Source organism: Plantibacter lichenum, assembly GCF_050587525.1.
GTDB lineage: Bacteria > Actinomycetota > Actinomycetes > Actinomycetales > Microbacteriaceae > Plantibacter.
The window spans coordinates 57236-70261 of record NZ_JBOBFT010000017.1; the positions used below are offsets into that span (position 1 = coordinate 57236).

11 protein-coding genes are annotated in these 13026 nt (G+C 68.5%); 5 read left to right on the forward strand and 6 right to left on the reverse strand.

The window, feature by feature from the left end:
• Positions 1-101 precede the first annotated feature (101 nt).
• Positions 102-1424, reverse strand: a complete 1323-nt coding sequence (locus ACQ3HB_RS18850; protein ID WP_430922197.1) for an ABC transporter substrate-binding protein — start codon at positions 1422-1424, stop codon at positions 102-104.
• 392 nt (positions 1425-1816) lie between these two features.
• Here ACQ3HB_RS18850 and ACQ3HB_RS18855 point away from each other — a divergent pair, with 392 nt between their 5' ends.
• On the forward strand, positions 1817-3439 hold the full coding sequence (locus ACQ3HB_RS18855) for a carboxylesterase/lipase family protein (protein WP_430922199.1): 1623 nt from the start codon (positions 1817-1819) through the stop codon (positions 3437-3439).
• Positions 3440-3526: 87 nt separating this feature from the next.
• Here ACQ3HB_RS18855 and ACQ3HB_RS18860 read toward each other — a convergent pair whose 3' ends face one another.
• Positions 3527-4996, reverse strand: coding sequence for a CCA tRNA nucleotidyltransferase (locus ACQ3HB_RS18860; RefSeq protein WP_430922201.1), 1470 nt, complete (start codon positions 4994-4996; stop codon positions 3527-3529).
• Positions 4997-5201: 205 nt separating this feature from the next.
• On the opposite strand from ACQ3HB_RS18860, the gene ACQ3HB_RS18865 reads away from it, so the two are divergent.
• Entirely contained in the window at positions 5202-6956 is a 1755-nt protein-coding gene (locus ACQ3HB_RS18865; RefSeq protein ID WP_430922203.1) for a stealth family protein, read from the forward strand.
• A gap of 311 nt (positions 6957-7267) precedes the next feature.
• Here the strand turns inward: ACQ3HB_RS18865 and ACQ3HB_RS18870 are convergent, their stop codons facing one another.
• Positions 7268-8206: a phosphodiesterase gene (locus tag ACQ3HB_RS18870; RefSeq protein ID WP_430922204.1), complete on the reverse strand. Its 939-nt coding sequence runs from the start codon at positions 8204-8206 to the stop codon at positions 7268-7270.
• A 255-nt stretch (positions 8207-8461) separates the two neighbouring features.
• Between ACQ3HB_RS18870 and ACQ3HB_RS18875 the strand changes: the two genes are divergently transcribed.
• Positions 8462-8950 carry a glutathione peroxidase gene (locus ACQ3HB_RS18875; RefSeq protein WP_430922205.1) on the forward strand — a complete coding sequence of 163 codons (489 nt, stop codon included), beginning with the start codon at positions 8462-8464 and terminating at the stop codon, positions 8948-8950.
• Positions 8951-9275: 325 nt separating this feature from the next.
• Complete coding sequence (locus ACQ3HB_RS18880; protein WP_430922206.1) at positions 9276-10028, forward strand: DUF1353 domain-containing protein; 753 nt, start codon at positions 9276-9278, stop codon at positions 10026-10028.
• 55 nt (positions 10029-10083) lie between these two features.
• Here the strand turns inward: ACQ3HB_RS18880 and ACQ3HB_RS18885 are convergent, their stop codons facing one another.
• Complete coding sequence (locus ACQ3HB_RS18885) at positions 10084-10347, reverse strand: hypothetical protein (protein ID WP_430922208.1); 264 nt, start codon at positions 10345-10347, stop codon at positions 10084-10086.
• Between the two features lie 194 nt (positions 10348-10541).
• Here ACQ3HB_RS18885 and ACQ3HB_RS18890 point away from each other — a divergent pair, with 194 nt between their 5' ends.
• Positions 10542-11075, forward strand: coding sequence for an SRPBCC family protein (locus ACQ3HB_RS18890; RefSeq protein ID WP_430922209.1), 534 nt, complete (start codon positions 10542-10544; stop codon positions 11073-11075).
• Between the two features lie 258 nt (positions 11076-11333).
• On the opposite strand, the gene ACQ3HB_RS18895 is transcribed toward ACQ3HB_RS18890, so the two are convergent.
• A complete protein-coding gene (locus ACQ3HB_RS18895) occupies positions 11334-12110 on the reverse strand; it encodes an ABC transporter ATP-binding protein (protein ID WP_430922211.1) in 777 nt (258 codons plus the stop codon).
• Positions 12107-13015 (reverse strand): ABC transporter ATP-binding protein, encoded by a 909-nt coding sequence (locus tag ACQ3HB_RS18900; protein WP_430922213.1) that lies wholly within the window; start codon positions 13013-13015, stop codon positions 12107-12109. The genes ACQ3HB_RS18895 and ACQ3HB_RS18900 overlap by 4 nt, the downstream gene beginning before the upstream one ends.
• Positions 13016-13026: the final 11 nt, after the last annotated feature.

Sequence of the window (13026 nt, forward strand, 5' to 3'; positions counted from 1 at the left end):
TTTGCGCAGATGCAGAAACGGCTGCCCCGGAATCACGGGGCAGCCGTTTCAGCGATGTCGAAATCGAAGGAGTTATGCGCGACGCAGTGGCGCCGAAGCGATCAGTCGTTGAGCGCGGAGTTCGCCGCTTCCTGGGCCTTCTTCAGGCCATCGGGAACGGGGGTCGTCCCGGCGAAGATGCTCGCGAAGATCGGATCGTACGCGGCCAGCCCCTTGTCGAATCGGGCTCCCTGCGGCGCCGGGATCGTCTTGGCCTTGCCCGCGATGACGTCGAAGAACGGCTGCACGTCGACCTTCTCTCGCTTCCAGTACGAGAAGTAGCCCTTCTGCGCGGCCTTCACCGCGGGAACGGCGGCACCGTCGGCGCCGATGGGTGCGTTGCCGGCCTTGCTGCCCATCCAGGCGAGGACCTTCTTGACGGCGTCCGGGTGCTTCGTCGCGGCGTTTCCGGCCGCAGCGATGCCGTTGGTCACGCTGACCGCGCCAGCGGGACCGGCGGGGATGCGGGCGACGCCCCAGTCGAACTTCGCGTTCTCGGAGATGTTCTTGAGGTTGTACAACCCGGACTGGAACATCGCGATCTTGCCCTGCACGAAGGCATCCCGGCTGAAGTCGCCGTTCGCGGTCGTGTCGGCTGCGGGTGGAGCGACCTTGGCGGTATTGATCGCGTTCACGAGGTACGAGATCGATTCCTCGGTCTTCGGCTCGGCGAAGGCGAAGTCGTCGCCGTTCTGGAAGGTGCCGCCGTTGGAGCCGATGTAGGGCAGCAGGATCGCCTGCAGGTCGTAGGCGATGTTCGTTCCGTACTGCGTGGTCGTCGCCGGGTCGAAGCCGGGCTGGTCGGCGGTGACGCCGGCCGCGTCCTTCGTCAGGCGCTTGGCGATGGGCAGGAAGGTGTCCTTCGTGGCATCGGGAGACCAGGTGAGGTCGTCGAGGTCCTTCGGCGCGATCTTCGCGGCGTCGAGGAGGGTCTTGTTGTAATAGACGGCGATGCCGGCGTCCGAGAGCTGCGGGACGGCCCACAGCTTGCCGTCACGCGTGAACTGCTTGACGACCGTCGGCGACCAGGCCTGCTGAGCGTCATCGCCGAGCGTCTTGCCGACGTCGAGGAGGCTGCCGCTGTCCGCGTAGGCGCCGAAGTAGGAGTTGTTGACCCAGAACACGTCCGGTGCGGACATGCCCGCGACGTCGGTGCGGAGATCGGTCCAGTAGTCGGCCCACGGGACGACATCGATCTTGACGTCGACGTCCGGGTTCTCCTTCTCGAACGCGGCGAACGATGTCTTGTAGGCCTTCGCGACGGCGGAATCCCAGAGTCGCACGGTGACCGTGGTCTTCTCGGACGAGGAGGCGCCGGCGGAGCAGCCGGTGAGGGCGATGGCGGAGGCTGCGACGACAGCAAGAGGGAGGAGGCGCTTGCGCATGGGGTCCTTCTGATCTGAACGACTCGGACGGCCGTGGAGGCGGCCTGGGGGGTCCGACGGCTCCCGAGCCGCCGGGAGCGGACTCCAGCAGGACGAGAACGCGACCCGGTGCGAGGTGATCACCAGCGCGGTGGTGGTGCACACGCGTCCGGGCGCCGCATGTTCTGACTTGGGAGGCTAGCATCTGCGGGTGGACTCCGCGCATTCGTTGCGTGGGAAAACGGTGACCGCCAGCCGTGAGCACCTGTGCGCCCCACCGTAACTCCTTCGATTTCGACACGGGCGAGACTGGCCCCGCGGAATTCCGGGGCGCGGCGGCGAGCGCCGTCGAAATCGAAGGAGTTACGGCGGTCGAAGAGGGGACGGACGGCAGAGCGACCTAGGCTGGTGCGATGCGGGAAACGCCGATCGTCAAGACCCAGGCCGGAGCCGTGCGCGGCGTGTGGACGGGGCAGACTCAGGCCGCGTTCCTCGGGATCCCCTACGCCGAGCCGCCCGTCGGAGAGCTCCGGTTCGCGGCTCCCGTCCCCCGGTCACCGTGGGCCGGGACCCGCCAGGCGGACGCATACGGCGCAACCCCGCTCCGCGACTACATGACCGGGATCACGGCGATCCCGGAGCCCTCCTACCCCGGGGACGACACGCTCCGCGTCAACGTGTTCACGCCGAAGCCCGGCGATCGCTCCGCGGCTCTCCCCGTGTTCGTGTGGATCCACGGCGGCGGGTTCACCACGGGCTCGCCGTCGTCCTCCTGGTACGCGGGCGGATCGTTCCCCCGCGACGGCGTCGTGGTCGTGTCCGTGTCCTACCGGCTGGGCTTCGACGGTTTCGGCGTCATCCCCGGAGCACCGTCGAACCGTGCGGTCCTCGACTGGCTCCTCGCTCTGGAGTGGGTGCGGGACAACATCGCGGGCTTCGGCGGCGATCCCGGCCGGGTGACGATCGGTGGGCAGAGCGCGGGCGGCACGGCCGTTCTGACGCTGCTCTCGATGCCGTCGGCCCAGCCGCTCTTCCGGTCGGCGGTCGCCGAGTCCCCCGCCGCCGCCGAGGTCTCCCCCGCCGTCGCTGAACGGTGGACCGCCGCGCTCGCGTCATCGCTCGGCGTGAGTCCTGATCGCGACGGCTTCGCATCGGTGCCGGAACAGCGGGTGTTCGACGCACAGAGCGCCCTGTCCAAGAAGGCGATCCGGCTCACACCGGCGGGCCTCCGCGCGATCGTCTCCGGTGAGGATTCGACGATGCAGTGGGGTCCCGTCGTCGACGGCGAGCTCATCCCGATGCCACTCGCGCAGGCGTTCGCGCGCGGCATCGGGGCCGACAAGCCGTTGCTCATCGGAGCGACCTCGAACGAGGTGACGATGCTCCTCGACCGGCTCCGGACGGTGCTTCGCGCCGTGCCGAGGAAGGCCGCGCTCCGTCTCGCCGGGCTGAGCGGCGCCGGAGCCCGCATCTACGCGTCGGCCCGTCCCGGCCTCGACACCGCGGACACGCTCGGCCAGCTCATGACCGACGCCGTGTTCCGCTTCGGCGTCGCGAAGGTCGTCCGGAAGCGTGCCGTGTTCGCGGCGAAGGCCGAGCAGGCGCAGTCGGCTGCGCCGGCATCCGCGCCTGGGTCCGGGTCCGGGACTGGGTCCGGCACTGGGTCCGGCACTGGGTCCGGGTCGGCGCCGTCGCCGTCGCCCGCGCCGGGCGGTGTCGCGGACACCTGGACCTATGACTTCGCCTATCCCTCAGCGGACACGGGGATGGCGCAGCACTGCATCGAACTGCCGTTCGTGTGGGATCGGCTCGACGGCGAGAACGTCGGCGAACGCAACACGGGAGCCAACCCGCCGCAGGCGATCGCCGATGCCGCGCACGGAGCGTGGGTCACGTTCATCGCGAGCGGTGACCCCGGGTGGACGCCCGATCGGCCGGACCGGCACATCGGCATGCGGTTCGACGCGGTCTCCGCCGAGGTCGATGCGCCGTTCGGCTTCGAGGGCAACTTCGCTGCGCGCTTCCTCACGCCCTAGCCCCCAGACCTCCGTTTTCGTGCAATACGGGCCCTCGAAAATGGGCGTATTGCACGAAAACGGAGGTTTGGGCGGGCAGAGGGTGGGTTAGGAGCGTGTGGACCACCAGGCGAGGAGACGCCGCTCCGCCTCCTCTTCGCCGAGGGGCCCCTCGTCGAGCCGGAGTTCGAGCAGCCAGCGGTACGCCTCGCCCACCTCGCGGCCGGGCTTGATGCCGAGGACCTCCTGAATCCGGTTGCCGTCGAGGTCGGGACGGACCGCGCCCAACTCCTCCTGCTCCTGGAGCTCCGCGATGCGCGCCTCGAGGTCGTCGTAGGCGAACCCGAGACGATCGGCCTTGCGGCGATTCCGCGTCGTGACGTCGGCCCGGACGAGCATGTGGAGGCGTTCGAGGAGCGGGCCGGCATCGCGCACGTACCGTCGCACCGCAGAATCCGCCCAGACGCCCTCCGAGTAGCCGAAGAAGCGCATGTGCAGCTCGACGAGACGGGCGACGCTCTTGATCGTGTCGCCGTCGTACCGGAGCGCGGTGAGGCGCTTCTTGGCGAGCTTCGAACCGACGATGTCGTGGTGGTAGAAGGTGACGGCGGCACCGGGGCCGGTCCGCTTGGTCGCGGGCTTGCCGATGTCGTGGAGAAGGGCCGCCCAGCGCAGGACAAGGTCCGGCTCGTCCCCCGGGTGCCGCTCCTTCTCGTAGCCGATGGCCTGTTCGAGGACCGTGAGCGAGTGCTGGTAGACGTCCTTGTGGTGGTGGTGCTCGTCGGGTTCGAGGCGCAGCGCCGGCACCTCCGGCAGCACGATGTCCGCCAGACCGGTGTCGACGAGCAGCTCGATGCCGGCACGCGGCGAGTCCGTGAGCAACAGCTTGCTGAGTTCCGTCTGGATGCGCTCGGCGCTCACGATGCCGATCGTGTCGCGCATCGCCTCCATCGCCGCCACGACGTCGTCGTCCGGTCGGAAGCCGAGCTGTGACGCGAACCGGGCGCCACGCAGCATGCGCAGCGGGTCGTCGCCGAACGAGGTCTCCGGCGAGCTGGGCGTGCGGAGCACCCCGGCGACGAGGTCCTCGACACCGCCGGACGGGTCGACGAGGGTCACCTGCGGCACGCGCAGGGCCATCGAGTTGACGGTGAAGTCGCGGCGGCGGAGGTCGCCTTCGAGCGTGTCGCCGAACGCGACGACGGGCTTCCTGGTGACACCGTCGTAGGCATCGGCGCGGTAGGTCGTGATCTCGACCGTTCCGGATTCGCGCTCACCGGCATCGGCCGCTCCGTCCGCCTTCCTCGCCGAGACCTTCGCGCCGATCGTACCGAACTCGCGTCCGACGTCCCACCACGCGTCCGCGATGGGCTTCAGGACGGCGAGGATCTGATCCGGGGTGGCGTTCGAGGTGAAGTCGAGGTCGCTCACGTGGCGCCCGAGCATCGCATCGCGCACGGGACCGCCCACGAGCGCCAGTTCGTACCCTGCGTCGACGAACGCCGACGCCACACGGGAGACCACCGGCGAGGATGCCAGATCCTGCAGGCGCTCCAAAGATTCCGCCATGCTCACCATGGCCTCAATCGTAGTCGGAACGCCTGCGGCATCCGATCGGCCGTCCACAGGCGGACGCGCCCTCGTGCGCGCGGGCGCCCATCCACCCGTGCGCCCCCGGACGCGAAGCCTTCTGAATGGCTGACCGACACAGCCCGCGAAACGACCAGGATCCGCCCGCCAGGTCAAGCCCACATCGAATTCACCCGACAGACGTAGACTACGGATGACCATCAGACGAGATCAGACGATCAGATCAGACACAGAGGCGGACAGAATTACGAACGAACTCGACAACCAGCGGAGCGGCGCCCCAGTAGCGCCCAGTGCCTTCACGCGAACCGAGAAGGACCCGAACCCGCCGGAACTCGTGTTCAGCACACCCCCGGAGCTCGTCCTCGTGACGCAGGGCTCCCGGAGCAACCGTTTCGACCGCCCCGACGTCGTCCAGCGCAAGGGCGTCTACACGCTCATCAACGGGCACCTCACGCCCCACGCGTCCATGACCGAGGACCTCCTCGCAGCAGCAGCCGCCCTCGACCGCGCGGAGATCGAGTACCTCCTCGTCCGCGGCGAGCACGAGCGCCCCGTCCTCGTCGTCGACCGCTCCCTCCGCAAGCGCGTGAAGCGTGCGTTCGCCGACGCGTTCGCCGACGACCCCTTCTACGCCATCCCCATCACGACCGGCCCCAACGGCGGCAAGCCGATCGGCGATCCGATGCTCCTCGCGGACGGCCTCTTCACCGGGCGCCACAAGGGATCCGTGTTCCGCCTGTTCCGGCCGCGCATCGAGCCCATCGGCCGCCTCCGCTACGGTCAGGAGACGGCACCCCAGCTCGAGTTCTGGCACTTCGGCGAGGAAGCGATCGAGGCCCCCGTGGAGAACGTGCTCATGCGCACGACGCTCCCCCGCGGCGAGGCCATCGAGGCGACCGTCGAGAAGTACGGCCGCACGTGGCGCACGCTCGAGCACATGTTCGACCCGCTCGCGAGCGACATCACCTTCGAGATCGACCTCGTCTTCTCCTGGGTCGACGGCTCGTCCGAGGAGTTCCAGCGCGCTCGAGCCAAGCGCATGCAGAGCTACGTGGTCGGCGACGGCGACGACTCCGATGCCCGCTTCCGTCAGATCAACGAACTCAAGTACGCGCTGCGAAGCGTCCACACCTTCGCGCCCTGGATCCGGCACATCTACATCGCGACCGACTCCCCCAAGCCGGCCTGGCTGGCGGACCACCCGAAGGTGACGATCGTGCCGAGCGAGGCCTTCTTCGCCGATCTCGACGCCCTTCCCACGCACAACTCGATGGCCGTCGAGAGCCAGCTCCACCACATCGAGGGCCTCTCGGAGCACTTCCTCTACTCCAACGACGACATGTTCCTCGGACGCCCGGTCCTGCCTGAGCTGTTCTTCTCCCCCGGCGGCGTGAGCAAGTTCGTGGAGGCGTCGACGCGCATCGGTCTCGGTAAGAACGATCCGTCTCGCAGCGGCTTCGAGAATGCGGCGCGCGTCAATCGTCGCCTCCTCCACGAGCGCTTCGGCCGGGTGACGACCAGGCACCTCGAGCACTGCGCCGCCCCGCTCCGACGCAGCGTCATGGCGGAGATGGAGCACGAGTTCCACGACGAGTTCGCACGCACCGCGGCGAGCGCCTTCCGGGCCGCGGACAACATCTCCGTCACGAACTCGCTGTACCACTACTACGCGCTCATGACCGGGCGCGCGGTGCAGCAGACGCAGGCGAAGGTCCGGTACGTCGAGACGACGCTCAAGCAGTCGCTCGGTCAGATGGACCGGCTGCTCAAGCGACGCGATCAGGACATGTTCTGCCTGAACGACGGCAGCCGACCGGAGATCTCCGTCGAGGAGCGCACGACGGCGGTCATCGACTTCCTCGACCGCTACTTCCCGTTCCCCGCACCGTGGGAGCAGGAGGTCGCGGAGCCGATGCAGGCGACGGTGGCTGGCTCCACCCCGTAGGCGCACCCGCCCCGGTCGCGGGGCCTGCCGAAGCGCCCCACCCGGTCACTGAGCCCGTCGAAGTGCCCCCCCCGATCACATCGAGCACAACTCCTTCAATATCGACACAGCCGGGCTCGGTACCCGCGGAAACACGGGGGTCCGACCCGGCCGGCCGGTCGATTTGAAGGAGTTATGAGCGAACTGGGCTGACCGAATCGACGCCGATGGAGGCTGACGGGTCAGGACAGGCCAGGCTGGGACAGCGCGGACCAGTTCGGGCCAGACCAGGTCGGGCCAGACCAGGTCGGGTCAGACCAGGTCAGGTCAGGTCAGGTCAGGACGGAGATCGGCATCGTGAGCGGCGGTTCCGGCAGCACGCGCGGCGAGTTGGAAAGCGGCAACCGCACCCCGTCGAGGGCGAGGCGGCGTGCGCTCTCCTCGGCGTCGATGAAGTCGAGCGGCGGGGTCCCCCCCAGCGGCACGACCGAGTGCAGGACGGTGCGTTCGTACACGTGCACGAGGTTGAACGCCCTCGCTCCGTCGCGGCCGCGCGTCCCACCGACGGGAACGTTGAGATCCTGCGTGTAGCAGGTGGCCGATGCGACCGACACGGGAATCCCCGCGAACGTGGCCATCGACGAGTAGTGCAGGTGCCCGGCGAGGATGCTGCGGACGTCGCTGCCCTCGAGCACCTCGGCGAGCGGACCCTGGTCGCGCAGTTCGACGCTCACGGCGAGGTCGAGGACGCTCGGGACGGGCGGGTGGTGCATTGCCAGGATCGTGCCGTGCGGGGCCTTCGTGGAGAGTTCCTCGGCCAACCAGTCGAGCTGCTGCCCCGTCACCTCACCGAAGTGGTGACCGGGGACCGTGGAGTCGAGCGTGATGACGCGCAGACCGTTGATGTCGTACACCCGGTCCACAGGGCGCTGCGTCGGCATCTCCCCGAAGAGACGTGAGCGGAACGCGGATCGGTCGTCGTGGTTGCCCATGACCCAGATGATCTGCGAACCGAGGCGTTCCGCGACGGGTTCCACGATGCTGCGGAGCCGGTCGTACGCATCTGGTTCGCCCTTGTCGGCGAGATCGCCCGTGAAGACGATCGCTTCGGGACGCCCGCCGGACGATTCGAACTCCTCGAAGAGGCGGCGGAGGTGGTCTTCGCTGTTCACGGAACCGTAGAGACTGCCACCGCCGGAAAGCAGGTGGGTATCGCTCACATGGAGCAGGAAGTGATCTGGCCGCGGGTACTCGGCCGTTCGAAGTGTCACGAGACATCTTTCGTTCGGGCGATGTGCACCAAACCACACCGCGGTTCGTGACCCATCAGAGCACGCGAAACTGAACGCCGGGCGAACGCCACGCGACACGCGCCTGAATGGGATGACGAGTTTTCGATGCCGTCCGCGCACCGAAATCGCGGTGATCGCGCTCTCATCGCCGCCGTTTCCTGTGAGTTTCCGAATTCTGCGATGGATCGTGCAAAAAAGACTTGCGGCGTTCCGCTGCGCGCGTACAGTGGCGATATGAGCATCCGACAGATCCCCCTGACCACGATCGACGGCACGTCGACCACCCTCGACGAGTACGCCGGAAAGGCGGTGCTCGTCGTGAACGTCGCCTCCAAGTGCGGCCTCACCCCGCAGTACACGAAGCTCGAGGAGCTGCAGCGCCAGTACGGCGAACGCGGCTTCACCGTGCTCGGGTTCCCCTGCAACCAGTTCGCCGGACAGGAGCCTGGCAGCTCGGAGAAGATCCAGGAATTCTGCTCGACCACCTTCGGCGTCACCTTCCCGCTCATGGACAAGGTCAAGGTCAACGGTCGCGGTGCGCACCCGCTGTACGCCGAACTGACGAAGACGCCCGATGCCGCGGGCAAGGCCGGCCGGGTCAAGTGGAACTTCGAGAAGTTCGTCATCAGCCCGACGGGCGACGTCAGCCGTTTCCGCCCGACGACGGAGCCTGACGCACCCGAGGTCATCGCGGCCATCGAAGCGGCGCTCCCGGTCGCGTAGCGCGTCCCGTCCGGTCGCACGGGTCGACCTCCGGCCCCCGGCCCGTCGACCGGTCCCGAGCCTGTCCGCCGGACCCTGAGCCTGTCCGCCGGACCCTGAGCCTGTCGAAGGGCATCTCCTCCCGACCACCGGTGGCGCCGAACGGTGAAACACTTCGACAAGCTCAGTGACCGGGAGGGCGCCGACCGTGCTGCACCCGACCCTGGCCCGTCCGCCGGACCCTGAGCCTGTCGAAGGGCGGACTTCGACGAGCTCAGTGACCGGGTCGCTCGACCCGGCGACCGGATCACTCGGCTCCGTCGGCGGCGTGCGCGACAATGCCTGCATGCCCTACCTCGACGACGACGGTACCCCGCTCCGCACGATCCGCCTCACGCAGGCGCCGGCCGACGGGCGGTTCTTCCAGCTCGACCGCCGGATCGGCTTCCAGGAGCACGACGGCGGTGACATCGTGTGGGCTCCGGCGCACATCCCCTCGGTCGACCCGCAGCCCGGGAATCGAACGGATCTCGCATCGGTTCCGTGGGTGTTCTGGAGTTTCATCGGGAGTTTCGGCCGGCAGAGCGCTCCTGCGCTCGTGCACGACCACCGGTGCGAACTCGCGCTGGCCCTCCCCCGTGCTGCGGCGCTCGCCCAACGGTTCGAGGACGATCGCGTCTTCCGAGTCGGCCTCCGGCAGCAGCGGGTCCCGTTGCTCCGGTCATGGTTGATGTGGGCGTTCGTGAGCGTCGAACGGTACTTCCGTCATGCACCGATGCGATTCACGCTGCTCGTCCTGCAGTCCGCGCTGGGCGTCCTGGCGATCATCGCGGCCGTTGTGCTCGGCATCGTCGTCTCGCCGCTCTGGGTGGCGCTCGCGCTCGCGCCCGCCGCCGTGAGTCCGCTCTGGGGCCGGGAGGCGAAGCTGCTCGTGTGGCTCGCCTACGCGGGTGCTCCGCTGACGCCGCTCATCGTGCCGCAACTGCTCGCCGTTGGGATCTTCCGGCTCATCGAACTCCTCGCGCGTGAGACGATCGACCGTCCGTTCGTCGATCCCCACCCGGGCCCCGTCATCACCCCCTTCCGCCTCGACCCCTGAACCTGCCGAGGTGAGGCTTCCGGTCGTTTTTCACGCCCCGGGACGACGGGAAGCCTCACCTCGCGGGCGTGCCGGCGCGCCGATCGGCGTAGCTCATGACGATCGAGGCGCTCACGAGACCGATGCCGAGCGGCAGGACGAGCTCGCCGACGACGGTGAGCACCGCGAAGAGGACGTCGAGTTGCGCCTGGTCTCCGGTTCCGGGTGCGCCGTTGAGCCAGAAGTGCACGTCCGGTGCGGTCAGGCCGACGAGCACGGCGACCGCCAGAAGCCCGATCCCCCACCAGCGCACCCCTCGCGCCGTCAGCCGTCCTCGCATCGCACCCTCCCCGCCATCGCTGCCGCCGCCCCCATGCGTGCGCCCACCCTACGCGCATCTTCCCTTCCTCCTCCAGACGCCGAGGTGAGGCTTCCGGTGGTTTTTCTCGACCGAAAGCAACCGGAAGCCTCACCTCGGCGGAAACGCGGGTACGAAGGTGCACGATGCACGAGTGACTCGTATGCTAGGTGCTTATGCGCACGTCAACGTCGGCAGCACAGGTGTCCCAGACGATCGAGGTCTCCCGCCACATCGAAGCGTCGGCCACGGCGATCTGGGAGGTCCTGACCGATGTCGAACGGTCGCCGACCCGGTTGCGGAGCGTCGATGCGGTCCGGGTGGTCGAAGGTCCCGAGTACCGGGTGGGCACGAGTTGGTTCGAGACCCGCACCCTCTTCGGCTGCTCCGCGGAGGAACTCCTGACCGTGACTGAAGCCGAAGCGCCGCTCGCGACGACGATCGAGGCCTGCCACGACGGAGTCCACGGAGTCACCCGATTCACGATCGAACCGACGGGCGGAGACGAGGCCGGCGACGACTCGGCACCGAGCTGCCTGCTGACGATGCGGCACTCCGGCGGCCCCGCGAGCACACGGCTGTTCGACCGCCTGTCCTGGCGACTCGTGGGCGGGTACTGCGTGCACACACTCGAATCGGCGATGCTCGACGAAGTCGAGGACCTCGCGATCGCGGCGCTCGCCAGAGAGCGCGTTCGCCCGAGTCACTGAGGTTGCGCACTTCGACAAGCTCAGTGACCGGGGCAGGGCTCAGTGACCGGGGCAGGGCTCAGTGCCCGGGGTCGGGGTCGAAAAGGCACTTCGACAAGCTCAGCGACCGGGGCAGGGCTCAGTGACCGGGCGGCGGCTCCGGGAGGCACGGGACGGGCGAGCGCTGAGCGCCCAGCACCCCGGTCCCTGAGCCTGTCGAAGGGTTCTGCACTTCGACAAGCTCAGTGACCGGGGCAGAGCTCAGTGACCGGGCGCTCCTCAGCCGGGGAGGTTACCGAGGCCGTCCACGAGCGGGATCGCAGCCAGCAGGCGCTGCGTGTACGGGTCCTGCGGGTTCGTCCACACCTGGTCGACGGGCCCGTGCTCCACGATCTTCCCAGCGCTCATGACCGCGACGTCGTCCGCGATCACACGCACGACGGACAGGTCGTGGCTGATGAACAGCATCGCGGCGCCCGTCTCCACAGCGAGCTTCCGCATGAGCTTCGCGACCCGCGCCTGGAGCGACGCGTCGAGCGATGCGATGGGCTCGTCACCGATGAGGAGATCCGGACCGGCCGCGATGGCACGCGCGATCGCGATCCGCTGACGCTGCCCACCGGAGAACTGGTGCGGGTAGCGGGTGCGGCTCGCCGCATCGAGTTCCACGTGTTCGAGGAGGTCGGGAACGTTCCAGGCGTCCTTGACCGGGTTGACCCGCAGGCCGTCCTCGATCTGGCTGCCGACCGTGCGCCTCGGGTTGAGCGACGCGTAGGGGTTCTGGAACACCATCTGGATGCGCATGAGCTCCGGATCGCGCTTCCGCAGTCCGAGCTTGCCGATCGGCTTCCCCTTGAAGGAGATCGACCCGTCGGACACGGCTTCGAGGCCGCACACGGCACGGGCGAGCGTCGACTTGCCGCAGCCCGACTCCCCCACGAGGCCCAGGACCTGCTTGGGTTCGAGGTCGAAGCTCACGCCGTCGACCGCGCGCAGCTGGCCGCGGCCGGGGAGTTTGTAGGTGACGTGGACGTCGTCGAGGTTCAGGAGCGTCATGATGCGTCCTCCGTGTCGTCGCCAGCGGCACCCGCGGGAGCAGCAGCCGGTGCGGGAGCAGCAGCCGGTGCAGCAGGTGCAGCAGCAGCGCCAGCGCCGGCCGGCACAGCGGCATCGTGCTCACCGGGGAGCGCGTCGATGAGCGCCTTCGTGTACGGGTGCTGCGGGGCCGTGATGACCTGGAAGCGGTCGCCGTGCTCCACGATCTCGCCCATCCGCATGACCGCGATCGTGTCGGCGAGCGCCGACATCACCCCGAGGTCGTGCGTGACGAGGATGATCGCGATGCCGAGCTCGTCGCACAGCTTCCGCAGCAGGCGGAGGATCCCGGCCTGCACGGTGACGTCGAGCGCCGTCGTGGGTTCGTCGGCGATGAGCACCGACGGTTCGCACATGAGCGCCGAGGCGATCGCGATGCGCTGCAGCTGTCCGCCGGAGAACTGGTGCGGGTACTTCTTGAGCGCCGCCTCCGGGTTCGGCACGGCCACGAGTCCGAGCATCTCGAGCGCACGGGCACGCCCGGCCGACTTCGAGGCGCCGGTGTGGTGGCGGTAGTGGTCGATCAGCTGGGCTTCGATCGTGAGCATCGGGTGGAGGCTCGCGGTCGGGTCCTGGAAGATCATGGCGATGCGGGAACCGCGGTACTGGTTCATCGCGCGCTGCTTGAGGCCGATGAGCTCGGTGCCCTCGAAGCGGATACTGCCGCCGAGATTCGCACCGGCGGGCAAGAGCCCGCAGATCGCGAGGCCCGTCATGGTCTTGCCGGAGCCAGACTCCCCCGCCAGGCCGGTGATCTTCCCGGCCGGGACGTCGAGGTCGATGCCGCGCAGGATCTCCTTGGTCGCGGTGCCGCGGCCGAAGCTGAGCGTGAGTCCGCTGATCGTGATGCCGGTTCGTGCTGACACTCGGTCGGTTC

Excerpts from the sequence above, each read along its gene's own strand:
- ACQ3HB_RS18885 (WP_430922208.1), bottom strand. The coding sequence starts at position 10,347 with ATGCGAGGACGGCTGACGGCGCGAGGGGTGCGCTGGTGGGGGATCGGG.
- ACQ3HB_RS18875 (WP_430922205.1), top strand. The coding sequence starts at position 8,462 with ATGAGCATCCGACAGATCCCCCTGACCACGATCGACGGCACGTCGACC.
- ACQ3HB_RS18865 (WP_430922203.1), top strand. The coding sequence starts at position 5,202 with ATGACCATCAGACGAGATCAGACGATCAGATCAGACACAGAGGCGGAC.
- ACQ3HB_RS18850 (WP_430922197.1), bottom strand. The coding sequence starts at position 1,424 with ATGCGCAAGCGCCTCCTCCCTCTTGCTGTCGTCGCAGCCTCCGCCATC.
- ACQ3HB_RS18860 (WP_430922201.1), bottom strand. The coding sequence starts at position 4,996 with ATGGTGAGCATGGCGGAATCTTTGGAGCGCCTGCAGGATCTGGCATCC.
- ACQ3HB_RS18880 (WP_430922206.1), top strand. The coding sequence starts at position 9,276 with ATGCCCTACCTCGACGACGACGGTACCCCGCTCCGCACGATCCGCCTC.
- ACQ3HB_RS18855 (WP_430922199.1), top strand. The coding sequence starts at position 1,817 with ATGCGGGAAACGCCGATCGTCAAGACCCAGGCCGGAGCCGTGCGCGGC.
- ACQ3HB_RS18890 (WP_430922209.1), top strand. The coding sequence starts at position 10,542 with ATGCGCACGTCAACGTCGGCAGCACAGGTGTCCCAGACGATCGAGGTC.
- ACQ3HB_RS18895 (WP_430922211.1), bottom strand. The coding sequence starts at position 12,110 with ATGACGCTCCTGAACCTCGACGACGTCCACGTCACCTACAAACTCCCC.